Source organism: Austwickia sp. TVS 96-490-7B (genome assembly GCF_019331795.1).
GTDB lineage: Bacteria > Actinomycetota > Actinomycetes > Actinomycetales > Dermatophilaceae > Austwickia.
The window spans coordinates 555,256-578,959 of record NZ_JAHPZL010000003.1 but is presented as its reverse complement, the minus strand read 5'-3'; the positions used below and the strand labels follow the sequence as shown (position 1 = coordinate 578,959).

The following is a 23,704-nucleotide window of genomic DNA, read 5'->3' as shown; positions in this document are numbered from 1 at the left end:
GAGCATCAGGTGACACGAGGACACGGCCACACAGCCCCCCAGGGGGCTCAGCAGGCGAGGCGCCGTGCCCGCCGTACGACCGCAGGATGGGCACTGATCCTCGGCGTCGCCCTCACCGTGAGTAGTTGCAGCGTCATGCCGTGGAGTCGCAACCCAGACTCGGACCTGCCAGGCGCAGCCAGCACCCCCGGCATGGGCACCCCACCCCCAGGGCAGGAAGCCCTAGCGCCGTTCTACGGGCAAAAGCTGTCCTGGAGCGGCTGCGGAAAAATCATGTCCAGCAACGCAGAATGCGCATGGATGGACGTGCCCATCGACTACGGCAACCCCGGCGGAGACCGGATGAAACTGCGGGTGCTCAAAGTGCCCGCCGGAGATAAATCGCACGGTGCACTGTTCGTCAACCCCGGCGGGCCCGGTGGATCCGCCACGGAATACGCCGCCCAAGCCAACATGATCGTCACACCCCGGGTACGCAGCCACTACGACATCGTCGGCGTCGACCCACGCGGCGTCGGACAATCCAGCCCCATCGTCTGCCTCGACGACACCGCGATGGACGACATGATGGGCGCCGACCCCGTCCCCACCACCCCAGAAGGCCGCGCCAAAGCAGAAAGCATCGCCAAATCATTCGGGCAGGCCTGCCAACGCAAATACCCCAAAATGTTGGGCCACGTCTCCACCATCGACGCCGCTAAAGACATGGACATCGCCCGGGCCGTGCTGGGCCAATCAACGCTCACCTACCTCGGCAAGTCATACGGCACCTACCTCGGCTCGACGTACGCTGACCTGTTTCCCACCAAAGTGGGGCGCCTCGTCTTAGACGGCGTGATGACCCCCGACCTCACAGACGCACAACTCAGCTTGGGACAAGCCGAAGGCTTCGAAACAGCCACCCGCGCGTATGCCAAAGACTGCCTCGACAAAGGCGAATGCCCCCTCACCGGCGCGAACGTCGACGAAGCCTTGGTGTCACTGCGAGAAATCCTCGCGAAAGTCAACACCTCCCCGCCATCAGTCAGCGGCGACACCCGAGTGCGGCAACTCACCCCCGGCTGGGCATGGATGGGCGTGGCACACGGCATGTACAGCCAAGACCAGTGGCCCCTCGTGACCGCCGCACTCCACGCCATGAAACGCGGCAACGGCAACGCCATGTTTGACCTGGCCAAACGCTACGCCAACCGAGGCCCCGACGGGCACTACCAAGGCAACATCATGCAAGTGATCTCCGCGGTCAACTGCCTCGACCACCCCGCCGAAAAAATGAACGACGCGCAACGAGACGCGCAAATCGCCGAATTCTCCAAAGTAGCCCCCACCTGGGGGCCCTACATGGCTGGCGCGTCCTACACCTGCATGAACTGGCCGGTGCCTCCCGTCGGCAAACCCCACAAAGTCGCTGCTGAAGGGGCACCACCCATCCTGGTGGTCGGCACCACCCGCGACCCCGCCACGCCCTACAAATGGGCGCAAGAACTCGCCCGACAGTTGAAAAAAGGCCGCCTCGTCACCTTCGACGGCGACGGACACACCGCATACACCCGCAGCAACCGGTGCGTCGACAACACCGTCGACGACTACCTCATCGAAGGCAAAGTACCCGACCGAGACGTCACCTGCTGACCAACGCACCCAGCCCCGTTTTGGTGCTGGTCGACCGCTTCGGTATGCTGGTGAGCCGCATCCAGGTTCGCCCACCGGCGACCCGTGAGGCACTGCCGCTTTAGCTCAGTCGGCCAGAGCGATTCACTCGTAATGAATAGGTCGTCGGTTCGATTCCGACAAGCGGCTCAGAAAAAGCCCTCGACTCCCGTCGGGGGCTTTTCTGTAGTTCAGGGGCGATGCGGTGAGCGCGATCCGCGCCAGAAGAATGGCGTCCAGAAACTCCGCATCGAGATCGACGAGCACGATCACACCCTGGCCAGGCTCGTCACCGAGGTCAACCCCGCACTGATCCAGGCGAAGGGCATCGGTGCCATATCCACCGTCGACCTACTCATCGCCGCTGGCGACAACCCCGAGCGCATCACCGGTGAGGCGGCCTTCGCCACGCTCTGTGGCGCTTGCCCGCTGCCCGCCTCGTCCGGGAAGATCACCCGCCACCGGCTCAACCGCGCAGGCAACCGCACCGCGAACTGCGCGCTCCACCGAATAACCGTCGTTCGGCTACACACCGACCCAAGAACCCGCGCTTACGCCGCTCCCCGACGCGCCACGGGCAAGTCCACCCACGAAATCCTGCGATTCCTCAAACGCGCCATCGTCAGAGAGGTTTACCACCTCACCTGCTCACCGACCCGCCCCAGCCCCTCAACACCAACCAACAGCGACCGATACGCCACGCCACCGACATCACCATCGAGACCGCCGCGCGAGACCTGCACTGGCCCATGGCCACGGTGTCCTACATCGAACGCGGCCACTCCTCCAACCACGAGAGGACCACCACCTACCTCGACTACCTCACCAACCACCAACAACCAGCTTACGCAACATAGGAGCATCCCTCATCTGCGAAGAGCCAGTTTGGTTTCTCTAGGAGGCAGAGTCGCGATGTATGGTGCTCTGACTCTTGCGAGGTGCAACATGGAATGCGATCTTTGGGGTGTCTGCGCCCCGGTAACTAGCTTTCCTGCGTATCGTCGAACCTGCAAAGCTTGATGATGTGAGGAGAAACTAGCCGATGCCTGACTATCAACTGGTGCCATACGCCATCAAGTTTCACCTCAAGGGACACCCCACTGACCCTAAGGACGTCAGCGACCTGGACGGTAGGGGCACCACGGCAGCGAGCCTTGTAGCTCGTTCTTTTTACCCGTACCTGAATATTCCGCATCGGGGTAAAGATGTTGACGGGAAGTCCTTCGTAGTTGAGCGAATCCGCCGGCGTGCGGACACCATAGTCATGGTCGAAGCCGCTGCTGGGGTCAATGGTGTAGCTGCCCGGATAGTCAAGATGAACGAGGGAAAGCGTCAGGATCCGTATTTGGTAGCCGAACAGGATTGGACGGAGACCCCTTTGAGGTCTGTTTTTGTGTTTATGCCTGGTCGTAAAGTCGGCCTGCTTCTCACCGAGCGTGTAAGCTCGGCGGGAGTACTTGCGCGAATCACCGAGGTGTTGAAACAAAGCATCCAGGCGAATAAAGGTGACTTGATGGTAAAGGTTGAGCCGGTCATGACAGCTGAGGCCATGAAGGCGTGGGCAAAAGACGCTCAGATCAAGAGCATTGTGATCCAGCACACCAACTCCGTTACAGGTGAGTCGACACGCCGGCTTGGTGACCTTCCGTATGGAACGGTGATCGAGTTGAAGGCGCCTAGAAGCCGGACTTGGACCTGGGGGATGCTGGGCGAGCCTGAAAACTTAACCAAGCAACAGGTTCTGACGACTATAGTGCCAGCTCTTCCAGGCGTAACTGCAGATGAAGCCGAGACAGTCACTCAGCAGCTTCTTGAAGATGGCTGGGAAGTCAAGCTTGGGCTAGACAAGCAGAATCGCCGTCGCCGGATGAGCGTTGAGTCTAAGACTGGCATCACGATCACGTTCCCAATCCACCTCCACAAGGGTGTCAGTCGCCATCCAACCGAGTATGAGTTTCAGGTTGCGGCCCGAAAAGCCATGAAAGAGCTTCGCGAGGATGGGCTAGACTTTGGGCCAGAACACATGTGCGATTGGAGCCTAGAGGAGTGCTGGACAGATAAAGACCCATGGAAGGCGGTGTGGGGTGTTTCCGAGTGACAACTTGCTACGCGTTCCGATTGACCAGTTCACTACTTTGCAGCCGAATGGTCACGACCGCAACGTGCGATGGTGGCAAGTCGCTGCTATTATACCAGCTTTCGTTGCTGGTGCTGTCCTCTGGTTCTGTAATGTCAGTCTGGGAGCATCATTGGGGAGCCTACTCACGGCCACATCGATCCTTACCGGCTTCACCTTCTCAATGGCGGTCGTCTTTTGGAACAAGAGCATTGATGCCCGTAAAGACCCGAAGTGGTCGGGTCAAAACTACACGCTTGAGCTGATCGATGAAACGCGTACTCACCTGATCTATACGGTCCAGGTCGGCGTTTTTGCCGTCACCGCGATCGTTTCAGAGATGATGTTCGGCTCGATCAGGGGCACCGACTGGGTTATCTGGGCTCTCGGATGGCTGCCAGTCGTCGCTGGGGCTCTGGTCATCTATATGATCACATTGGTGATGAGGGCGTTGAAGTTATTCAACCAAGCCTCCATCTACCTGCGCTGATTAAAGACCGCTGTATAAAGGCGTTATTCACAAGGGATTACCCCCTTGTGGAGAGCCAGTAGACCTGCAGGTCACAGGCCCTTGCAACGGATAGGTCACCAGACGTTTCGTCGCTCGTGAATAACGCCCTAAATAGATGATATTTGAGATCGCCAGCCCCACTGGGGTAGGCTGGCGGGATATTTGCTGTGATCGAACCTTAAACTCTGAGGAATTCGGTCAGTATGTAGTGTGTGTCGCGCGCGAGCGTGATCCTGGCTCGGATCCCCAAGGAATTCAGTGTTCACGAGATGGCGATCCATAACTGAATTCACCGAGCCGATGTTGACGACGGTGTAAGAGCGGCCGAGAGCTAGGAAACTGGGGGTTGCGCAAGCGGATACGGTTGCTGAAGCACTAGAATGAGTTTCTAGGCCGATCCCCGACATGCCCGCTTTAGACGAAACTGCCGAGAGAAGGTTCTACCCGCTCGCAATCGGCATGACCACCAGTGCCATTCTCGACCCCGCCCTTCGCGATATCCACGGAACATCACGACGAAGAATTCACCCAACGCGACAGGTGTCAAGCATCAACCGACACACATCAGTCAAGCATCACCCGCGACAGGACAAAAGCGCTACCTAGTGCGACGTGAGGAATATCTTTACTGGTTCAAGAGCGCCGGGCTGCGCGCGACGCAGCGGCGGGGCCCCGCGCTCCGGCCTGCGGCGCTTCGCGCCTCGGCCTCCGCCCACCCCGCCGCGTGAACTGATCCTCTCATCCACGGGCTCTTCCTGTCGATGAAGCGCTCATGACGGACCATGCGCTCTCGATCTGGTCACTCGGGCTCACTGTCCTCGGTGTACTCCTCACCTTCGGGGCCATCGGGGTTTCCGTCGCCATCTACAGGCGGCAGTCTTCAGAGGCCACGGGTCAGCACAACGAGACACGGAATATGTTCAAAGAGTACGTCGATAAGCTGGGCCCCGGAGCGATGCGCCAGATCGCGAATGATCCTGGCGTGGACGGCCCCGAGGAGGCCCCGGCTCCCCGGGCGATTGACCGGCGGGACGGTGTTGACATGTTTCAACCGTCTGATATCCCCCTGCGAGTCATCGCCGACTTGCTGGCCGGGTGGAGTGAGGAGCAGCGGCGCCGAGAGCGTGAAACCGGGATCAGCAACATCGTCATGGCCCTGCGGAAGCCGGGCAAGGGCAATTACGCCTGGCATGTCCTGATTTCTTATTCCGACGGCCAGCAGCGCCTATGGAAGGTTGCTCGCGGCGGTGCGGGGGTGACGGGCCCGACCGTCACCGAAGTCTCCGCAGTGACCTGACGGCCGACGACCCGGCGCTGAGCATCCGCCCTTGACCCGTCACCTCCGCCGTGCTCTCGTGCTCCGCTATCGGGTCGGCGGCTCTCTCTGGTCGGGGAAGGGAGCGGGCCCCAGGCGTGGCACCAAAATGGCACCAAAATGGCACCAAACAGGTTCAACCAACCACCCCGATGGCCCCACCTTCATACGGTTGCCGCAGGCCAACGCACTATGCGCCGCTGAAAGAAGCTCGTGGCGAGACTCGTAATGAATAGGTCGTCGGTTCGGTTCCGACAAGCGGCTCAGAAAAAGCCCTCGACTCCCGTCGGGGGCTTTTCTGTAGTTCAGGGGCGATGCGGTGAGTGCGATCAACGCCAGAAGAATGGCGTTCAGAAGCGCCGCCGAGGGAGGCCATCGCCAAGACGAGGCTGCCGTCGTTCCCGAGGCGGTCGGCCAGAGCGGCCGACTCAGAAGCTGTCAGGAATCGCTGGTGAGTGGACCTGCGGTGGAAGAACCGTACGCCGCGGGCGATGTTAACCGGCGTCGTAGCTTCAAAAAAGCGCGATGGGACCCGCCTCAGAGCCGGGAGATGATGCCCGCAAACGACCTCTGCCAAGAGCGAGTCGAGGTCAGCATGTAGGTATGGGAGCCAAGAGCGTCGTTGGTGAAGTGCAGTGCATCCTTTACCACCCCGGTGATGCCCCACCCTCGGATGGGGCAACCGACTTCTTTGTGAGTGCACAGGTTCTTGTCGGGGTCGCGGGTGAGGACTTGGCGGACTCTTTCGATCTCATGGTCTTTTCTCCCCAACGCTATGCCGCCTACATCGGGTCGGAGTGGGATGCCCGAGTCGACGATGAGCTACTCCCCGGAGGGGCTATTCGACCTGTCACCGGCGTGTGGTTGATGCAGTCGTGGTCCACGGATGCCTTCGATTCAGCTGTTCGGCGCATCGTGGTCGCATCCGGACCAGCGCCTGACTGGATCACTCTTGCTCAGCGCATAAGCAGGCTCATGCCTTGGGAGTATGACTACGAGGTTGACCGGCGCATCAATGAGCAAGCGGGTCTGCCTGACCTGGCTTTAAATACCTGGCACGACGGATAGCCGCAGTGGAGCAGGTGTGGGGATGCAACAGAAGCACTCTGGGCCAGCGACGAAGGCATCCCGGAGCAGTGGCCTTGACGCGTCAGAACCCCAGTGATCGCCGGGAAGCTGTGGACCTCCCTCGCCATGACACTGACGTGCCTGAAGGCCGGCTGCCGTCATGAATAGGTCGTCTGTTTGATTCGGATCAGCAGCTCAGAAAATCCCTCAACTCCGATCGGGGGCTTTTCTGTTTTGAGGGCACAGTGAGCTCCTGCGATCAACATCACGACCACGATGCAGGTGGCAGCAACTGAGGCGCAGTCTTGCTTCTTTACTCCACAGTTTGGACAACACCGAGTAGCGCAGCCCAGGGAAGGCCATCACGAGCACCTCGCCGGTCACGGCTTCCGCTGGGGCAGAGGGTCCGGTGAGGCGGCTTGGCTTCACCCAGTTCCCCACGGAGCCGAGGTTGTTGCCCAAGGCGTCCGCGCCTGCCGTCGAGGAACCAGGAGGGCATCGCGGTGCTGGCAGAGCGGTCTAAGGGTGGGGTACCGGCGAATCCCGGCAAACCGGCATGGTCCGCCATGCCTGTGCATCTATGATCGCTGGGTGACCATAATTCACGGCTATTTTCGCCGTATCGTTGTAGGAACGTTGACCGGTGTGGGCGCGATCGCATGCATACTGGGCCTCGCACTAGCGCTCATCCAGAATGCTCCCCTTAACACGCCGAGCACCATCTTCGCGTGGGGCTCATTTATTCTAGGGATGGGTACCTCTGGGTATTTATTTATCCCTCGACCAGACATCCAATCGGAGCCTGACCCGGACTGAGGGCAGACTCAAGACCGGCTCCGGGCCTCGGTGAGTGTGCGACACCTTGGCGTGGCAGGTTGAGGGCTCATATCAAGAGCGCAGTCCAGTACCCTCGCCATACTGGCGGGTTGGTTCTTTTCATCACCAAGCTATAGCTGGGCATGCATGGGGAACTGTCACCTCCACGTGAAGTAGTATCCCCTGTTGCAGATGGCGACAACCCCCGCTACATCGACGTCGTTCCTTGATGAAAGATTCAGGACTGCTGCTTCGACGTGATACTAGACAGAAAATCTGGGCGGGCTGAACCACCTCATCCCAGATCAGCAGCGGTATGCGCCACGATCGGCGCCAAACGTATAAATTGTGACTCGGGAGCGCCCACGTAAAGTCCTTGCTATAGCGCCATGAGCTTGAGATAATATGCCGCTGTGTGAGTAAATGTTGATGACAGGCAGCACCAGAAAAAGAATCGCAGCGACCTGACATGTGGGTCGTATGTGGGATGCCCATCGGATGTCGAATCGCCTGCAGTATTCACATAAAGAATCGCAATGGCCATGAGAGGCATCGGGGCAAATAGGTGTCGCTGCGATCGTCAATCGTTGTGAGAGTTGCCGATGCAAAAGACGTTTCCTTCAAGGTCACGCATGACTGTCCATGTCAGGCCAGGTACGGTGTAGGTCTCGTGTTCTACTGCGCCGAGTTGCCGCAACCGACCGACGAGAGCTTCACGATCTGAGGACCCGACGTCAAAGTGGATCCGATTTTTTCCAGGGGTGGGACTGTCAACACGTTGAAAGCCCAAGAGTGGGCGCGAGTCAACTATGACGAAGTCGCCGTGGTCCGCCAGGACGGGGCGGTCGGTTGCGGCTGACCAGAACTCAGCTAATGCACCTGGGTTGAGGCAGTCGATCGTAATCATGCGGATCGTGAAGGTGGGTGAGGTCATTGCAGTCTCCTGGTGTGTTAGCTATGAGTTGTCTCACCGTTTGGCTATTCGAGCCTCAATGAAATGAGCCTTGTCTGACTAAACAGCAGTCACTCTCACCGCTAGGTGCCTAGCGCAATGACGGGGACATTCCGATCTGATGCCACTCTACGTTCAAATGGTTATTTATGAAGCACTAAGGTGGCGCTCATGCACATCCGGATGCGCATCTGTCGCCCTAGTGGAGCAGGGCTGGCCAGCCTGGCTTGTCTGAGAGTCGGTCAGTCGGGCTCGACAGTGAAATCGACACCACGATGAACTGCAGGAAATAAGAATGAGATAGCAGCAGCCGCAGCGATCACTCGCAGTGAGATTCCCCAGGTGATAGCATCGGGCCTGCGCGCCAGCGCGGGGAAAATATCAAAGAGAATGATTCCAGAACTTGCACAAGCAGGGGTCATCATCACGATTTTTGCCAATGCTGGAATGCTGTCTGGGTCCCGCAGCGCATACACGCACGTGCTATGCGTGAACCAGAGGATCCACCAGATGGCCGCATCAATCCATCCCAGATCGGCGACGAGACCCAATAGGGCGACCCAAGCCATGACGATCTGAGTGCTCATCATCACCGTTTTCAGCATTGACTGTTCCTGCATCTATCCCTCTCCGAGGGTCGCTGAGCGAAGCCCTCAAGTTTGACCTCTTGCTTGCCCTGACCCGTTCCAGTCCACTCGGGCGCCCATGATGCCCGCGCGACGCGGCAGCCTTCACCTGGTCCCAGCCAGGCGGTGCCGTGGTACGTAGTACGGCGAAATGCGTTCGAGGCCAGTCGAACACGTCGACTCCTACTGGGCTGACCTGATGGGTGAGAGTCAATGCGCTGTCGAGCTGTCGACAGCTTCGGTAAGGTGACGCTGTCATTCGCGGATCGACGAGCTTCCTGAGAAGGACATGCTTCCCCGCACGCCATGTCGTGCTGCTCGGGAGCCTCTTCGTGTCGTCACTGCATCGTTTACCTGCCGGACAATTCTCTCTGCTTGAGGCACGGCTGTCGCAGCTGCTCGCAGATCACATGTGGCACTCAGTGGGCCACTACCCATCGCCCAGCGAACGTCGATCATGGGACCATAGCCTCCCAGCTCTTGCCGCAGATTTGTGTGATGCAGGCCTGCACGGTGTGGAAATGCTGCTGGAATATCAGCTGCCGTTCACTAACAAACGCGCTGATGTCGTCCTCGCAGGTATCTCCGCCGCCACCGGACGTCCGGCGTACCTCGTCGTTGAACTCAAACAGTGGACTCACGCATACCAGTTTGAAGACAGTGATGTCCTCGTTGCCGTCGACGGCTATAGCCGTCCGGTTTCACATCCCATCGACCAAGTGCGCGGCTACTGCGAATACCTTCAAGACTTCACCGCAGCACTGGCGGACACCCCCGAAGCCCTTGCCGGCGTCGCCTACTTACATAACGCCACTGAGTACGGCGTCGCCGACCTCCTGACCCGTCCCGGTGGCCAGCTGGGACGGATGTTTACTGGGCAACGCCGTGGAGAGTTTCGAGAATTTCTCACCGCATATTTCGCCCCGCGTAGTGGTGCAGAAGCTGCAGATATTCTCGAAAACAGCAGCCTTGGCCCCACGAGGAAATTGATGGAGTTGGCAGCTGAGGAAGTGCAGAAACGTGAATGCTTTGTGCTGCTCGACGACCAACGAGACGCTTATGAATGTGTGCGACATGCCGTGAGTAGCGCCAGGCGAGCCCACACGAAAACTGCGGTGATCGTCACTGGCGGCCCAGGATCTGGTAAAAGCGTGATTGCCTTATCACTCATGGGTGAGCTAGCCCGCCAAGGTCGCACAGTGATTCACGCCACCGGATCGCAGTCGTTCACTCAGACGCTGCGCAAAGTAGCAGCGAAAGGCTCACCGAGAGTCCGCAAGACCTTCCAATATTTCAACTCGTTCATGCAAGCTGAACCCAACGACCTCGAAGTCCTCATCATGGATGAGGCGCACCGCATCAGAGAAACGTCAGTCAACCAATACACCAAAGCATCATTGCGGACAGGTCGTCCCCAAATCGATGAGCTCCTCTGCGCTGCCCGCACGCCCGTATTCCTCCTGGACCAGCATCAAGTGGTCCGTCCGGGCGAGCTGGGCACTGTTGACGACATTCGAGAAGCAGCTGCTCAACGTGGCATTGATGTACTAGTGATTGAGCTTGACGACCAGTTCCGGTGCGGTGGCTCCCAAGCCTATGTGCGGTGGGTCCAGCGTCTGCTCGGTCTGACCGGGGAAGAAACAATCCCGTGGGAAGGTGACGCTGCGTTCGACGTACAGGTCATGGAATCACCCCAGGAATTGCAAGCCTGGCTAGAAGCGCGTCACGACGACAACACGACCGCGCGCATGTCTGCCGGTTTTTGCTGGCCATGGAGTGACCCTCGCCCCGACGGATCGCTGGTCCACGACATTCAGATCGGTGATTGGACGCGGCCATGGAACCTTAAAAGTGACCGCGCTGTCGGTGGCGCACCTCCGAAATCACTGTGGGCAACCGACCCTGCCGGCTTTGGTCAAGTCGGCTGTGTCTATACCGCCCAAGGTTTCGAATATGACTACGCAGGAGTGGTGCTCGGTCCCGACCTCGTACGACGTGCCGGTCGCTGGGAAACCCGACGTACTGAAAGTCGTGATCCAGCGTTCCGATCGAGGAAATCGGTCACCGATGAGGAAGTCGACCGGCTGATCCGCAACGTTTATAAAGTGCTTCTCACCCGCGCGATGCGGGGCATCGGGCTGTACTCGACCGACCCGGAAACCCAGGACTTCTTGCGCTCGATCGTGCCTTGACACGCTAAGAATCAACTCCATGCCCCCTCGGCAGGTGTTCTCGCAGACTCCACTTCGGTTTCCCTCACTGGACCCACATTTCAACGCGGCGGGCAGTGAGCAAAGCAGGAGTTGAGTGGGGGGCCGAGACGTCGGCCGCATGTTTCACGCTCCACCAGGTGTCCGACGGGCCAGTATGTGTTCCGTGACGGCATCTCTGCAGGTCAAAGCGCTGACGGCGAGTGGTCGCGACGGCGAGTGGTCGCGACGGCCCACACGTCGTGTCATGGTCCTTCGCGGCGTCCTCGTCGCATCTGCGGCTTTTTGACGGACGGCGTGTCGGGGGTGAGGCAGGAGTGCGCGCGGGCGTCGGCACCTGTCGCGCAGGCCTATTCGGGTCGGAGGGGGGTTTCGTGCCTGGTCTGGCGCTGTTTGTTCCAGACCCCTATTCGATGTCCCAAACTTCACGTAAGGTTCAGCTTGCTTGAACGGGTATTCACCCGTCCTCCCCGTCGCGAGGACGACCCCTGCCCTGGACTACCCCCTCCTGCACCGCTTCAACGGCGAAGCCGTTCACCTGCAAGCACTCGCCCAAGGAGGACAGTATGTCGTCCGCCACGGAGAGCGACGCTGCCCCCGCCCCGATGTCGGGGAGCCCGGATCGCACGCTGCGACATCTCCCACCCCCACTTCATCGTCGCCATCAACCCGTCATCGCAGTCGTCATCATTGCTGCCATGCTGCTAGCTGGGTTGTTAGCAAAAAAACCAGAGATTTTTGTGCTCTCTATGGGCACCGGATTGATATTGGGATACATCCTGACGCGAAGCCGTTTTGGTTTCGCCGGTGGTATCAAACGCATCTACGTCACTGGAGAAGGCAGCCTGTCCAAGGCCTTGCTCCTCACATTCGGGTTGGCGTCAGCGGTCACTGCTGGCCTGCATTGGGCCGCCGCTCATCGAGGCGCGGTGGTGTCCTGGACTGCCGCCAAAGGCCAATCCGTGATTCCCGGCACGGAAGCGGTCGCTGAGACCAACTTGCCGCTGATCATCGGTGGGGTCATCTTCGGTGTCGGCATGATCATGGCTGGCGGTTGCGCCTCCGGGACGCTAGCTGACCTCGGTGAAGGCGCCGTACGAGTCCTGTTTTCGTTGCCATTTTTTGTGCTGGGATCGATCCCTGGGCATTGGTTACGTGCCACGATGACGCACAGCCCCGTCGGTGCCGGTTTCCGCGTGTACCTGCCGGATGTCTTCGGCTATCCGGGGGCGGTCGCGGTGACCTTCCTCGGGTTGCTCGGAGTGTGGGTGCTCGTACGTCGATACGAGCAGTTCCGCAAACGCGAAGGTTATTACAGCGTTGAGGAGTGGGACAGCACTGAGCGGCATGTCCCGCAAGAACCGACCGGCCAGCCCTTCTCATTCTTTGACGCTCGGACTTACCACAACCTGCTAGTCACGCGATGGGATTTCCGCACCGGCGGGATCCTCCTGGCGTTCATGTTTGTGTTCATCCTGATCACCACCGGCAAGTCATGGGGTGTGACCAGCGCGTTCACCGTGTGGGCTGTCGCTTTCCTCAACCTGTTTGGTGTGCAGTTCACCGACCCTGCTTTCACCTCGATCAACGCTTCGGTGGCGTCCGGGCTGATCAATCACCCCGGCAGCGTCCGAGACATCGGCATCATTTTCGGGTCCGCGTGCGCACTGCTGCTCGCTGGACGGTTCCGCTTCGACCGTGACTTCACGGCCCGTGACGCTGTCGCATATTCCGTCGGCGGGTTGTGCATGGGTTTTGGCGCTCGGCTTGCTGGAGGCTGCAACATCGGTGCGCTGTTCTCAGGAGTGAGCAACCTCTCCCTGTCCGGGTGGACCTTCGCGATCGCGCTCTTTGGCGGGGGATTGCTTGCTCTGAAAATTTTCCAAGGCCGCATCAACCTCGTCGGACCCGACCGACACACCCAACCCCGCAACTACCTCGAGATCGCCACATCCGGGACGGACGGCACCGCATCGACGCCGGCCACGAAAGGAACAGAAGCATGAGCAAGAAAATAGTGGTCGTCGGCGGAGTCGCCGGTGGCATGTCCTTCGCAGCGCGCTGCCGCCGCCTCGATCCGACCGCGCAGATCGTCGTCTTCGAACGGGGGCGGGACGTTTCCTTCTCCAACTGTGCGTTGCCCTTCCACCTTTCCGGGGTGGTCGCGGAAGCATCCGACCTGGTCCTGGTCACCCCGCAGATCTTCCGTGAGCGATACAACCTCGACGTACGCCCCGGCCATGACGTCATCCGCATCAACCGCGCCGCCAAAACGCTCACCGTACGACGGGTCGACACCGGCGAAGAATTCGACGAACCGTACGACGTGTGCTGCCTCTCCCCAGGAGCCAGCCCGATCATCCCGGACATCCCCGGTAAAGACGCCGACACTGTCCACGTCGTCCGCAATGTCACCGACATCGAACGACTCAAACCAGCCTGTGACGCCGCGACCGACATCGCCGTGATCGGCGGTGGCTTCATCGGCCTCGAAGTGATGGAAAACCTCCGCCGTACCGGCAAAAACGTGACCCTCATCGAAGCTGCCGATCAGGTCATGACCCGCCTCGACGCGGACATTGCGCAACTCCTGCACAAAGAAATCCACGACCACGGTGTCACCCTCCTCCTCGGTGACCCCGTCGCCCGCATCGACGGCGACACCCTCACCTTGGCGTCCGGACGCACCGTCACCGCCCAGACCGTCGTCATGGCCGTCGGCGTCGCACCCGAAACATCCCTCGCCCGCGCCGCTGACCTGCAAATCGGGACGACCGGCGGGATCAGCGTCGACCACAACTACCGCACCTCCGACCCGTCGATTTACGCCGTCGGCGACGCCATCGAAGAATATGGGCGACTCACCGGCAAACCCGTCCGCCTCACCATGGCTGGCCCAGCCCAACGCCAAGCCCGCGCCGCCGCCGACCACGTCAACGGACGCACAAACCGGCATACCGGAGTGATCGGATCAAGCGTCATCCGCGTCTTTGACCTGACTGCCGCCTCCACCGGCCTCAATGACACCGAATGCGCAGCAGCCGGACTGTCCTACGACACCATCTACTACATCAACGCCAACAAAGTCGGCCTCATGCCCGACTCCGCGCCACTCCACCTCAAACTGCTCTTTGAAACCCCCACCGGGCGGATCCTCGGCGCCCAAGCCATCAGCACAGACGGCGCCGACAAACGCATCGACGTCGTCGCCGCACTCATCATGCAAGGCGCCACCGTGCATGACCTCACCGAACTCGAACTCTGCTACTCGCCGATGTACGGCACCGCCAAAGACATCCTCAACATGGCCGGACTCGTCGCCGTCAACCAACTGACCGGCGACATCACCCAAGTCCAAATGAGCGACGTCCGCAGACTCCTCGACGAAGGCGCCACCATCATCGACGTCCGAGAACCCGGCGAATACGCCCAAGGACACATCACCGGCGCCATCAACATCCCCTTCAGCCAATTCCGGGACCGCCTCGACGAGATTCCCCAAGACACCCCCGTCTACCTGCATTGCCGCATCGGGCAACGCTCCTACTACGTGACCCGTGAACTCAACCAGATCGGATACCCCCTCGCGCGCAACATCAACGGTGCCTTCCTTGGATTGAGCTGCCTGGAATACTTCCACGACCTCACCGACCCGCGGGAACGAGTGGTCACCGATTACAACTTCAACTGACACCGCGCCGGTGCGTCCCACCCCCGGGACGCACCGGCTCACCCGCCTCGACGTCCTCTCCCTCGTCGTCGGCGCGACCATCGGCTGGGGCTCCTTCACCCTCCCCGGATCCCGTTTCCTCCGCACCTCCGGAGTCGTCGACACCGCCATCGGCATGGCCGTCGGCGTCATCCTGATGGTGTTCATCCAAGCGGGATACCACGTCATGATGCGCCACCACGACGACGAAGGCGGCGAATTCAGCTACGCCCACCGACACCTCGGACCCGCCGCCGGATTCGCCGTCGGCTGGTCCCTGCTCCTCGCCTACATCAGCCTGGTCAGCCTCAACGGCACCGCATTCGTCCTCGTGCTCAAACGCATCGTCGGCGACGCCGTATCCCTCGGGCACCTCTACACCGTCGCCGGATACCCCGTCTACGCCACCGACGTGGCCATCGCCAGCGCCATCATGGTCGCCTTCGCCTGGCTCAACATCCGCGGCCTACGCGGCAGCTCCCGCGTCCAAAACCTCCTCGTCATCGGCCTCGTCGTCAACGTCACCGTGATCTTCGCGCTCATGGTCACCCTCGTCGACCCCACCCCCTTCACCCACACCTACCTCGACGGTTGGACCATCTCCTGGGCTCGCGTCGGATCAGTCATCGCGATCGTGCCGTTCCTCTTCGTCGGTTTCGATGTCATCCCCCAAGTGACCCGCGACCTCAGCTTCGCACCACGCCGAGCCAGCCGATTCGCCGTCACCGGCATCGTCCTCGCCGGCCTGATCTACACCGCCCTCAACACCCTCACTGCCCTGATCTTCACCCCCGACCAAGCCGACACCGTGACCTGGCCCACCGGCGCCGCCGTCCAAACCGTCCTCGGCCCCATCGGCCTGGGCATCCTCGTCATCGCCCTCGCCGGAGCCGTCCTCGGCGGCATCAACGCATTCATCCTGTCCGCCAGCAAACTCACCGCATCCCTCGCCACACACGGTTTCCTCCCCGCCCGATTCCACCGACTCAACCCCATCGGCGTCTACGACCAAGCCGTGCTCTTCGCGCTCGCCATCAGCCTCATCGCACCCTGGGCCGGACGAGAAGTCGTCAACTACATCGTCAACATGTGCTCCGTCCTCGCCGGTGTCGCCTACCTCTCCACCTGCTACATCTCCGCCCGCATCGGCGTCGGCCGCGAACGCACCCAAGCCCGCGTCGGCGTCGCCGCCTCCGCAGCCTTCCTCCTCCTACTCCTCGTCCCCGGCTCACCCGGCCAACTCGGCGCCCCCGAATTCGGAGCGCTCGCCATGTGGGTGCTCGCCGGGGTGGCGGTCTATCGGGTACGTCGACCGCGCGAGTCGGCGCAAACCAGTTGAGATCGCGTACGGCGGGGAGAGTGGTACGTCGAGCCGGCGTACGTCGGGGCGGACCGTTTAACGACCCGGGTTGTGTCGTGAGTTTTTGGGTCAAACAGCTACTGGTGGTGGGAGGTCCCTGACGCGGCTGAGGGGCCGACATCTCTGGTCAGCTGTCGGCCCCTCAGTGATCACGTCATCCGACCGCCAGCTTGAAATCTGGCTGCTCTTCCAGAATGTCCTTGATGGCGGTGAAGACGAACTTCGTCCTCTGGTCTTTCTGCTCGCTGATGATCCCGACGGCTTTCCCCTCAGGGGTGATGACTGGTGCGCCTGAGTCGCCTCCACGGATGCGGGCAGTTTCGGCGATCCACTTCTCGCCGCTCTTGGTCTTGTTGTCAGTCTCTGGGATCTTGCCACAGGTGATCTGGCGGTTATCGGTGTATTTGACCGTTTCGTTGGTCTGTAGCGGCGCGCAGACCACCATGCCCGGTTTGGGGTCTTCAATGCCGGTGATCTTCATGACACCCTTTTTGTACTCGCTGTACTTGGTGTCAATGGTCATGGCGTTCGAGGGTCCGAAGGAGAATTTTCCAGCGCCGTCTTGCTTCTTCTCGCCTTCGATGACGGCATAGTCCTTCTTGCCGAGGCCGCCGTCCCACTTCCGAGCCTTGACTGATGCCTGGAGGTAGGAGTGGTAGGGGCCGACATAGTATTTAGTGCCATTATTAAGGTCGTCTTCAGTGGTGCAGTGACCTGCCGTCAGGAAGGCGACAGAGTTCTCGTTTCCTTTCCAAGTGCCAGCAAAGCCCAAAGAGCAGGACTTGGCGTTCCAAGGATCGCCAGTGGTGACCTCATACATGGACATGGGGTTAGTCAGCTCCCGTGCCCTTTTGGCGCCTTTATCAAGCTCGGAGGAAGCGTGTGCGGAGGTGACGCCGCCCATTGTGATGGAAAGAGCGGCCCCCATGATGACCAGCCGCTTCAAAGCGGTGACTGCGGTGGTTTTTGACATCGTTATACCCTTTCGTGAGTGGTGCTGCACGTGGTGTGTTTGCTGTGATACGCGTTCAACTGGACCGCTCACCTGGTGAGATATGCCGGTGAGCTGCCAGTGTCAGCACGGTGAGGAGCAGGTGTAGGGACTCATCGGTCACGGCGGCTGCGACCTGGTGCCAAGAAGTGGCTCCCTCGGTGGGGATGAGGGTCGCAGTGGGTCCGACTGAGCGATGATCCGGATTTTTCGGTGAGGCTTCGTTGTGCTTTACGCATTGACCTGATTGCTGCGGTGACTTTGTTGCTGCTGAGCCCTGGGTGGAGTTCATGGCAGCTGTGGCGGTGACTCAATCAAGGTGGACTTCTTGCAGATATCATTAATGGATCATCCTCTGCCATAGAGGGTCGTCAATGAATATCAAAGAAACGTTTTTTGTTGCACGTTATCTTTTTAGGTAAAGCATAGGTAGGATAGTGTTAGTTTAGGTGTCTTAAGTTTGGGTCATGCTGATTTTAGGGGATGCATAGGTGGCGCCCCCGGTGGGCCTACGCGAGAAGCTTGGGTGTTCGTTTCGTCGCCGTGGCGACATCTGAAGAGTAGGGGTTTTGAGGATTTGATGTCAACACTGAATAAACCCTGAGAGCAGCCATTAATCCGACTTAAAGACCGAGGGAGATTAAATTTAATACTGCACCGTAATTATCTGAGATCCTCGGAGATCCTTGCCGGCTACTCAGGTTGCATTAAGCAATTAATCAGCTTACTTTGAGGTATTATGAATGGTGGAAAGGTGGTGAGACGTTCACCATTGGCCTGTCGCACCCTCATTGATTGAAAATCTTATCAATATCACTTTCATTGAGAGAGAAATATTGACGTGGCGCCAAGGAGGCGTGCAGGTCGCTATCAGCGTGGTTCGGTAAAGGGGTCACGTCGGATAGGCAGTGGAGGGTGTGACGGTGACACATCTTGTCGAGACGGACATGCTGCCTACCAGTGGATCGATCCTTCACATGCTGCAGACACTCCCCCGATAGTGAGGGCCTCACCATCGGGGGAGTGGCTCAGTGGGGGAGTGGCTCAGTGGGGGAGTGCGCATCAGGCTGCTGAAACTGCACTTGTCGCGCTGAACGTATGCCTCTGGCTCAGGGGGGCGTGGGGCAGCGACCGCATCCCTGCGGAGCTGGGGGTTGCTCTGATGTCAGTTGTGCCACCGGGGGGTTCCGTCATCGCCGTAAACCTCACAGGTCAGCTTGCCGAATCGTGAGAAGACGACGGCTCCCTCGGTGGGGCAGGCTACGCCTGGTCTCACTGATGGATTCTTGCCGCAGATTTCGTAACCTCCGCGGCATGAGAAAGAAGTTGGCATCTCGGCAGGATGGGAAGGTGAGGGTTCCTCAACTCGGGCGGGGGGTGTCGGTGTGGGGGTAGGAGTTGGTGCGGCAGCTGGTGGGGTGGCTGGCAGGTAGTCACAGCGCGCATCGGAGCGACGGGCAACATCGGTGCCGCAGAACGGCGGCGGGCAGAGATGCTCTAGACACCAGGTGCGAGGACGACGCGGAGTGATGCACTTCCAATACTCCATCCCGCCGGGGGCGGTAGTGGCGCAGCCTGCCCCGTCAGGTGTGTGACTCGGCGCTGCTGGGGCGGCTTGGGCATCGTCGTCCTCGTCGCCACCACTGGGGTTCATGGTCTGATCAGTGTGCGTGGGGTTGGTGGTGGGGTGGAGGGGGGTGCTGGACGTCGATGATGCGGGTGCGTGAGTGGGAGCGGTTTCCGGAGTGGAGGGTGCGCTGCAGGAGGTGAGGGTGACAACAGCGAGAGTCAGCGCGGTGAGGGCGCGAAATGGGGACATGGGAACCTTCGAGGGCCTTTGTGGGAGAGCATCATTCACGTTTGATGCAGGCACAGCTTCTGCCCCTGTTGTCACGAAGTCAACTAGCGTCACAATCATTGCCCACAGGAAAAATGAAATCTCTTGAGGCGCAATGAATCTGCTGTTTTCATGCGGTGGGGAGTGAGTTGCTTCAGAGGTTCATTGCGCTGATAGTGCGACGCCAGACTCGGCGTGCTCACTGGGGGGAGGCTCCAGCCAGCCTGACCTTCGCGGTACGTCGTCATGTGAACCTCTGACTTGTTTCATGTTGCTGGTGTGACATCGACGTATCGACTGCCCGTCAGCGCACTGGCTATGTTTCCTGATGCCAGACCTCAGTTCCACGTACTCGACAGCAGCTCGGGGCTCTTGAACTCGGAGTGACGCCCTGGGCTCCGGCTCGATCCACGTGGCCTGGGTTTGATGGATTGGGCTTCGGTTCGAGCCGCGTGGCCTGGGTTTGGGTTTGGCGGGCTGGATCTCTGAGTGACGCCATGGATTTCGCCCGTCTGCTGCTATGTCTCGCCGTACCTGATTTTGAAAACCCGCCCACGGGCGGCTTTGGTCATGGCACTTGTCGCCCGTGGGTGGGTTTTGTGGGGAGTGTCTTGGGGTTTTGTGGTGGGAAGTCGCCCGTGGGCGGGGTGTGGTGTGGGGGAAGTCGCCCGTGGGCGGGTTTTCAAAATTTTGGGGACGTGGGGAGAGCGGGAGAGAGCGGAAGGGGAGAGGGCGGGAAATGGGGAAGGCCGTTACCACCTAGGAGCAGACCTGGGTGGGAACGGCCGGGACGGCGACGCGGATGCGCCGTACGCGCCGCCGTGGTTGGGGGGTGGTATTTCAGCGGTTCATGTCGCGGCGGGTCCAGTTCATCGGGTGCTACCGGCTTCGACGGGGCCGGACTGTTGTTCGGGGGTAGGCACATCCCATTGGCTGTCGGAGATGACGCCTTTGTCGACGAGTCCGGGGTCGGCGGCGACGGGGGTGCGGAGCTTGGGGTAGCGCTTGTCGGTGCGTCCCCACCAGGGCATGTGGCCGACGTATCCGTCGCGGGGTGGGGTGGTGGAGGTGGGTTCGAAGCCCAACTCGTAGGGGGTTTCTTTGATCATGTCGGTGACGAAGTATTTGTCTTTGTCGTCGGCGTGTTCGTTCATGATGGCGCGGAATTCGGCGAGTTCGGGGTAGAGCACGTTGGTGAGGGGGTTGCGCTTGTGCTTGAGGATCTTCCACAGCCAGTAGCCGAAGAGGATGACGTTGGCGGCCAGCGCTGCTCCGGAGCAGACGATGTTTGCGGTGGGGTCCATCGTGGCGAAGTTGGTCATGCCGTTGGGTGGGACGAGGATTTCGGGGAGGAGGTTGTTGCAGGCGATCCAGAACATGAGCGTGTAGCAGCGGAACCAGATCCATTGCCCTTTGGCCCAGGTGAATGCGGGGATGGTGCAGGCCAGGAGGAGGGCGAGGGTGCAATACCAGGTGTAGTCACCGAGGGCGTTGTAGAGGAAGGCGTGGTTCCACAGGTCGTAGGCGACGACCCAGGGCCACACCATGTCGACCCAGATGAGGCCGCGGACTTTGGCGCCTTTGCGGGAGGTGACGAAGATTTTGCCGAGGCCGGTGATGGTGATGATGTTGAGGAGTCCGGCGAGTGCGGACATGAGGTTCCAGTAGCCGCCGATGGTGCGGAATCCGGTGGCGGGGTCGATGCCGACGCCGTGGGCGGCGAGGTTGGTGGCGACGGCGCTGTACCACTCTTGGCTGTGCAGGGGGGCGGTGACGCCGCGGGCTTCGGGGAGCCCGGCGATCATGTCGATGGTGTGGGTGTTGTTGATGTCTTGTAGGCATTGCCAGTTGGCGGCGCAGGCGTAGTAGCTGTCGCGTTGGGCGAAGATCGTCAGGTCGCGGATGTTGGCTTCCATGATGTTGGCGGCTAGGCCGACCCAGAGTGCGACGCCGAGCCAGATGGCGTAGCGGTGCGCTTTCACGGGGTTGCGCTTGCAGTAGACGATCAGTACGCCGTTCATGGTGGCGGTGAGCACCATGATCACGTATTTGCCGAAGGGGAACCAGCCGACCATGGGGGTGCCGTGGAAGGCGGCGTACGGCATGAGGATGAGCCCGCCGACCGTCCATAACGCGAAGACGGTCCAGTTCCAGCGTCTGTTGATTTCGGCGACGGCGATCTGTGCGAGGAAGACGAGCAACCAGATGGCGTAGACGCGTGGGGTTCCGAGCTCCCACAGGAACAGGTCTGACATGGATCATCCTTGGAAAGTGGACTGTACTCCGTTTTTAGATACGCTATAGCACGAACCCGCGGTATGTGCGAGTTTGCGGAGAGTCCGGTGCGTCGGATCGAACGCCCGGGGATCAAGGAGGATTCGAATGGTCAGGGGACTGGGTCACGGCAAGGCGCTCATCGGGCTGGGCGCACTAGGGGCACTCGGCGGCATGGTCTGGTTCAGCCAGTTCAGCGGCAAAGCCACCCCCGAAGAACAAGCCTGGCGTTACCCCGGTGACGACCTCGTCGACGCCAACTACGCCAACGCGTATTCGTCGACGTACGCCATCAACATCGACGCACCGGCCTACGCCGTCTGGCGGCTCTTCCGCCAACTCGGCGCCGACAAGTCAGGATCATTCAGCTCAGAGTTCCTCGAACGGACCTTCGCCAGACTGCCGTTCCACAACAGCTACGAGATCCAAGAGGAGTTCCAGCAGCCTGACTCCCTCATGCCCGGCGACATCGGCGCCTTCGACTACCACGGCATGTCCATGGAATGGACCGACGTGGTCCCCGGCAAATACCTCGTGCAATGGGTCGACACCAAGAACCCCCCGGCGGCGCCCGGCAGCTACGCCTTCCGCTACCCCAGCATGAAGCATTACGGCGTGACCTGGTCGTTCCACATGATCCCCCTCAAAAACGGTGGGACCCGGCTCATCAACCACTGGCGGATCGGCTTCGAACCCGACACCGGCCTGCCGCGCGCCGTCAACTGGATCAACATCGAACTGATCGGTGGCGTCATGACCCGACTGCAAAACATCTACATCAAGCGAGTCGCTGAGTTCCACAAACGCGAACAACTCTCCGGCAAGTTCATGCGCGGCGTCCTTGGTGGACGGTTCTTCAACAACGGCACCCCCGCAGGCCGCTGGGACGGCACCCCCCTCTTCGAAGAGACCTACACCCAGTGGATGCGCTACGGACGCCAGAAGCCCGCCGCCTCCGAAATCCGCCCGCCGGTCACTGAAGACCCCACCTGGCCGCCGACCGGCCCCGGCACCCCCTGGGCCGACGTCGTCGACGACACCTACTTCGACGGGTGGACCGAGCCGACCTTCTCCTGGGCTGAGCAGATCCGCCAGAAGAAAGAACGCTCCTACCTGCCCAACTGGGGTAAAGAACCACACCATTCCCCGATAGGTCACTGATCATGACCCCCGACTATCCGACCCTGTTCTTCTTCGAACGGGGCGAATGGTGGGACTACGCGATGCTGATCGTCGTCGCGGCCTGCCTGGCCTTCGCCGCCTGGCTGATCCAACGCAGCAAGACAGCAGTCGTGATCATCTTCGTCGTCATTCCACTGACGATGACGATCTTCTGGTGGCCCCACTCCACCGACGGCACCGAAGTCGCCGGATGGTTCCCCGTGGTCAAGCATTACTCCGCCCTCGTGGGCAGCTTCAGCCTGGTCGGCCTGCAATACATTCCGTCATTACGCCGAAAAAACTGGTACCTGCTGCTCCCCGCCCTGATCCTGGCGATCAACATCCTCGAAGCCGTCGTCCGGGAGCTGCAATGTCACTCCTTCAACGGCGTCGACCCCACCCAAGGCATGGTCACCTGGGGAGGGCCGTGGAACATCATGAACGCCATCGCAGGCGTCCTGAATCTCCTCGCCATCTCCGGGTGGGTCGGCATTTTCGTCGCTGAGGGCAAGAGCAAAGCCATCATCTGGGGCGACCTCACCATCTGGTGGATCATCGCCTACGACCTGTGGAACTTCTCCTACATCTACAACTGTCTCGCCGACCGCTCCTGGTATTCCGGACTCGCGCTCCTCGCATCCTGCACCGTCCCGGTGCTCTTCTCCTTCGGACGCGGAGCCTGGATCCAATACCGGGCCTACACCCTCACCATGTGGAGCGCCGTCGCACTGACCGTCCCCCACTTCACCCAGGACTCCATGTTTGCTCACCGCTCGGCCCACAACCCGACCGCGATGTTCCTCATCGCGCTCGCCTCGTTGCTGGCCAACATCGGCGTCATGGCCTGGCATGTCTACCGGATCGTCACCCTGCGCCGTAACCCCTGCACTCAGGAGATCTACTCCGACACCCCCGAATACGTCGCGTTGATGCGCCACATCGCTCCGGTCGAGGAGCAGGACCGCACCGCCGCCCGGATCGGACGGACCGCCGAAGACCTGGGATACCGGGACGCCCCACCCCCCACCGCCGCGCCGGAACCCACTCAGGAGGTGCCACCTCGAACACCGGTCCCCACTGGCTGACCCGCCGTCCCGGGAACCACCTC

17 protein-coding genes and 1 tRNA gene are annotated in these 23,704 nt (G+C 60.5%); 13 read left to right on the top strand and 5 right to left on the bottom strand.

The genetic code is table 11. The features are described from left to right. The first annotated feature begins 9 nt into the window (after nt 1-9). The 7 genes from KEM60_RS05145 (at nt 10) to KEM60_RS05115 (ending at nt 6,660) form a co-directional block, all read left to right on the top strand. Nucleotides 10-1,632, top strand: coding sequence for an alpha/beta hydrolase (locus tag KEM60_RS05145; protein WP_255574271.1), 1,623 nt, complete (start codon nt 10-12; stop codon nt 1,630-1,632). A 94-nt stretch (nt 1,633-1,726) separates the two neighbouring features. Continuing rightward, nucleotides 1,727-1,800, top strand: a tRNA-Thr gene (locus tag KEM60_RS05140). Then, nucleotides 1,765-2,670: a transposase gene (locus tag KEM60_RS16835; RefSeq protein ID WP_219106407.1), complete on the top strand. Its 906-nt coding sequence runs from the start codon at nt 1,765-1,767 to the stop codon at nt 2,668-2,670. Before KEM60_RS05140 ends, KEM60_RS16835 begins: the two co-directional genes overlap by 36 nt. A gap of 22 nt (nt 2,671-2,692) precedes the next feature. Continuing rightward, nucleotides 2,693-3,748 carry a hypothetical protein gene (locus tag KEM60_RS05130; protein ID WP_219106406.1) on the top strand — a complete coding sequence of 352 codons (1,056 nt, stop codon included), beginning with the start codon at nt 2,693-2,695 and terminating at the stop codon, nt 3,746-3,748. After that, nucleotides 3,735-4,256, top strand: a complete 522-nt coding sequence (locus KEM60_RS05125; protein WP_219106405.1) for a hypothetical protein — start codon at nt 3,735-3,737, stop codon at nt 4,254-4,256. The genes KEM60_RS05130 and KEM60_RS05125 overlap by 14 nt, the downstream gene beginning before the upstream one ends. A gap of 937 nt (nt 4,257-5,193) precedes the next feature. Then, nucleotides 5,194-5,574 carry a hypothetical protein gene (locus KEM60_RS05120; RefSeq protein ID WP_219106404.1) on the top strand — a complete coding sequence of 127 codons (381 nt, stop codon included), beginning with the start codon at nt 5,194-5,196 and terminating at the stop codon, nt 5,572-5,574. A 621-nt stretch (nt 5,575-6,195) separates the two neighbouring features. Then, nucleotides 6,196-6,660: an Imm8 family immunity protein gene (locus tag KEM60_RS05115; RefSeq protein ID WP_219106403.1), complete on the top strand. Its 465-nt coding sequence runs from the start codon at nt 6,196-6,198 to the stop codon at nt 6,658-6,660. A 1,396-nt stretch (nt 6,661-8,056) separates the two neighbouring features. Here KEM60_RS05115 and KEM60_RS05110 read toward each other — a convergent pair. Both KEM60_RS05110 and KEM60_RS05105 read right to left on the bottom strand, forming a co-directional pair. Then, nucleotides 8,057-8,410, bottom strand: a complete 354-nt coding sequence (locus KEM60_RS05110; RefSeq protein WP_219106402.1) for a VOC family protein — start codon at nt 8,408-8,410, stop codon at nt 8,057-8,059. Between the two features lie 260 nt (nt 8,411-8,670). Next, nucleotides 8,671-9,033 (bottom strand): hypothetical protein, encoded by a 363-nt coding sequence (locus KEM60_RS05105; protein WP_219106401.1) that lies wholly within the window; start codon nt 9,031-9,033, stop codon nt 8,671-8,673. A gap of 353 nt (nt 9,034-9,386) precedes the next feature. On the opposite strand from KEM60_RS05105, the gene KEM60_RS05100 reads away from it, so the two are divergent. The 4 genes from KEM60_RS05100 to KEM60_RS05085 all read left to right on the top strand — a co-directional run bounded on the left by KEM60_RS05100 (nt 9,387) and on the right by KEM60_RS05085 (nt 16,312). Then, entirely contained in the window at nt 9,387-11,246 is a 1,860-nt protein-coding gene (locus tag KEM60_RS05100) for a DUF2075 domain-containing protein (protein ID WP_219106400.1), read from the top strand. Between the two features lie 584 nt (nt 11,247-11,830). Further along, nucleotides 11,831-13,270, top strand: a complete 1,440-nt coding sequence (locus KEM60_RS05095) for a YeeE/YedE family protein (RefSeq protein ID WP_219106399.1) — start codon at nt 11,831-11,833, stop codon at nt 13,268-13,270. Continuing rightward, nucleotides 13,267-14,955 (top strand): FAD-dependent oxidoreductase, encoded by a 1,689-nt coding sequence (locus KEM60_RS05090; RefSeq protein ID WP_219106398.1) that lies wholly within the window; start codon nt 13,267-13,269, stop codon nt 14,953-14,955. The genes KEM60_RS05095 and KEM60_RS05090 overlap by 4 nt, the downstream gene beginning before the upstream one ends. A gap of 10 nt (nt 14,956-14,965) precedes the next feature. Further along, nucleotides 14,966-16,312, top strand: coding sequence for an APC family permease (locus tag KEM60_RS05085; RefSeq protein ID WP_219106397.1), 1,347 nt, complete (start codon nt 14,966-14,968; stop codon nt 16,310-16,312). 175 nt (nt 16,313-16,487) lie between these two features. Here the strand turns inward: KEM60_RS05085 and KEM60_RS05080 are convergent, their stop codons facing one another. From KEM60_RS05080 to KEM60_RS05070, 3 genes are all read right to left on the bottom strand, one after another. After that, nucleotides 16,488-17,306 (bottom strand): trypsin-like peptidase domain-containing protein, encoded by an 819-nt coding sequence (locus KEM60_RS05080; RefSeq protein WP_219106396.1) that lies wholly within the window; start codon nt 17,304-17,306, stop codon nt 16,488-16,490. 1,183 nt (nt 17,307-18,489) lie between these two features. Then, a complete protein-coding gene (locus KEM60_RS05075; protein WP_219106395.1) occupies nt 18,490-19,143 on the bottom strand; it encodes a hypothetical protein in 654 nt (217 codons plus the stop codon). An 887-nt stretch (nt 19,144-20,030) separates the two neighbouring features. After that, nucleotides 20,031-21,416, bottom strand: a complete 1,386-nt coding sequence (locus KEM60_RS05070) for a DUF5692 family protein (RefSeq protein ID WP_219106394.1) — start codon at nt 21,414-21,416, stop codon at nt 20,031-20,033. Nucleotides 21,417-21,543: 127 nt separating this feature from the next. On the opposite strand from KEM60_RS05070, the gene KEM60_RS05065 reads away from it, so the two are divergent. Beyond that, nucleotides 21,544-22,596 carry a hypothetical protein gene (locus KEM60_RS05065; protein ID WP_219106393.1) on the top strand — a complete coding sequence of 351 codons (1,053 nt, stop codon included), beginning with the start codon at nt 21,544-21,546 and terminating at the stop codon, nt 22,594-22,596. Between the two features lie 2 nt (nt 22,597-22,598). Beyond that, nucleotides 22,599-23,681: a DUF5692 family protein gene (locus KEM60_RS05060; protein ID WP_219106392.1), complete on the top strand. Its 1,083-nt coding sequence runs from the start codon at nt 22,599-22,601 to the stop codon at nt 23,679-23,681. Nucleotides 23,682-23,704 lie beyond the last annotated feature (23 nt).

Bases quoted from the DNA above. Each gene is read 5' to 3' on its own strand.
- KEM60_RS16835 (WP_219106407.1), top strand. From the start codon at position 1,765: ATGAATAGGTCGTCGGTTCGATTCCGACAAGCGGCTCAGAAAAAGCCC.
- KEM60_RS05130 (WP_219106406.1), top strand. From the start codon at position 2,693: ATGCCTGACTATCAACTGGTGCCATACGCCATCAAGTTTCACCTCAAG.
- KEM60_RS05120 (WP_219106404.1), top strand. From the start codon at position 5,194: ATGTTCAAAGAGTACGTCGATAAGCTGGGCCCCGGAGCGATGCGCCAG.
- KEM60_RS05115 (WP_219106403.1), top strand. From the start codon at position 6,196: ATGGGAGCCAAGAGCGTCGTTGGTGAAGTGCAGTGCATCCTTTACCAC.
- KEM60_RS05110 (WP_219106402.1), bottom strand. From the start codon at position 8,410: ATGACCTCACCCACCTTCACGATCCGCATGATTACGATCGACTGCCTC.
- KEM60_RS05105 (WP_219106401.1), bottom strand. From the start codon at position 9,033: ATGCTGAAAACGGTGATGATGAGCACTCAGATCGTCATGGCTTGGGTC.
- KEM60_RS05095 (WP_219106399.1), top strand. From the start codon at position 11,831: ATGTCGTCCGCCACGGAGAGCGACGCTGCCCCCGCCCCGATGTCGGGG.
- KEM60_RS05090 (WP_219106398.1), top strand. From the start codon at position 13,267: ATGAGCAAGAAAATAGTGGTCGTCGGCGGAGTCGCCGGTGGCATGTCC.
- KEM60_RS05080 (WP_219106396.1), bottom strand. From the start codon at position 17,306: ATGTCAAAAACCACCGCAGTCACCGCTTTGAAGCGGCTGGTCATCATG.
- KEM60_RS05075 (WP_219106395.1), bottom strand. From the start codon at position 19,143: ATGTCCCCATTTCGCGCCCTCACCGCGCTGACTCTCGCTGTTGTCACC.
- KEM60_RS05070 (WP_219106394.1), bottom strand. From the start codon at position 21,416: ATGTCAGACCTGTTCCTGTGGGAGCTCGGAACCCCACGCGTCTACGCC.
- KEM60_RS05065 (WP_219106393.1), top strand. From the start codon at position 21,544: ATGGTCAGGGGACTGGGTCACGGCAAGGCGCTCATCGGGCTGGGCGCA.
- KEM60_RS05060 (WP_219106392.1), top strand. From the start codon at position 22,599: ATGACCCCCGACTATCCGACCCTGTTCTTCTTCGAACGGGGCGAATGG.